Source organism: Streptomyces sp. NPDC055078 (genome assembly GCF_053607985.1).
On sequence record NZ_JBSGUP010001153.1, the window covers coordinates 1 to 1,133 of the forward strand.

Below are 1,133 nucleotides of genomic sequence, written 5' to 3' on the forward strand. Positions count from 1 at the left end.
CCCGGGCCTGGCTCCGGGACCGGCTCCGGGCCTGGAGACAGCGGCAGGGGCAGAGGAGGGAGCGGGAGCGGACGCCGCCGGGGTGATCGTCGAGGGGTGGGGGAGGGCGGCGGGGCCCGGCAGGCGCAGGGGTGTCCGCGTGGGTGCGTACCAGAGGTCGAGCCAGCCGGTGGCCAGGGAGGTGAGGGTGAGCGTGAAGCCCTCTGTGTTCAGGGCCGGGGAAGAGGTGTCCGTGGCGAGGGCGGAGACGGTGATGCCGCGGTCGGTGAGCCGGGCGTGGGCGAGCCGGCCGATGAGGCGTAAGTCCGGGTCACCGGTGGCGCCGAGTCCGTTGACGAGCAGGAGCATCCCGTCGCCGCCGCCGGGGGACTCGTCGGCGGGCAGTTGGTCGAGCAGTTCGTCGAGCAGGAGCCCCACCAGTTCCTCGACGCCCCTCGCGGACCGCCCGCACGGGGCGCCGCGCCCATGACCCCGGCGGCCCTGGGCCGGGCCGGGCACCCGGTCGCCCGTGCCGGTGGCACTGCGGGAACCGGCCGCGACCTGGTAGCCGAGAGCGGTGAGCTGGTCCAGTCCCAGACCGCGGTCCGCGGCGGCCCCGAGGATCTTCTCCACGATCACGGTGTGGGCCGTGACCGCCCCGCCGGCCCGGTGGCCGCCGGTCGGCGCGTCGTCGCCGACGACCACATGGGCGACCTGGTGGTGCTCGCCGTGGAGCCGCTCCGCCGCGCGCGTGAAGGCGAGGCGGTCGCCCGGCTGGTTCCTGACGATGTGCAGTACGGCCCGGGTGTCGCGCGCGGCGGTCCGGGATGCCGCGACGATCTGCCGGGCGGTGGGCGACGCGGAGGTCTCGCCCGGTACGACCGCGTCCAGCCCGCCGGGACCGAGGAGTCCGGTGTGCAGAAGGTCGTGGCCGGAGCCGCCGCCGGAGACGAGGGCGACCCGCCGCGCGGGGTGCCGGCCAGCCGACCAGAGATAGAGGGGGTCCTCGGACAGCCGGACGTCCGGGTACGAGAGGGCCAGGCCACGGGCGGCGGTGCGGGCGGCGTCGGGGGCGAGGAAGTAGCTCAACTCGGGTGCTCCGATGGTCGTGGGGCGGGGCTCCGCGCACCCGGGCGCCGGGGGAACGTCCCGGG

The 1,133-nt window shown here is 76.6% G+C and carries 1 protein-coding gene; it reads right to left on the minus strand.

Translation table 11 applies throughout. The features are described from left to right. On the minus strand, positions 1 to 1,068 hold a 1,068-nt coding region (locus ACWF94_RS40885; protein ID WP_453500427.1), incomplete at its 3' end, for a dihydroxyacetone kinase subunit DhaK. Between the last annotated feature and the right edge of the window lie 65 nt (positions 1,069 to 1,133).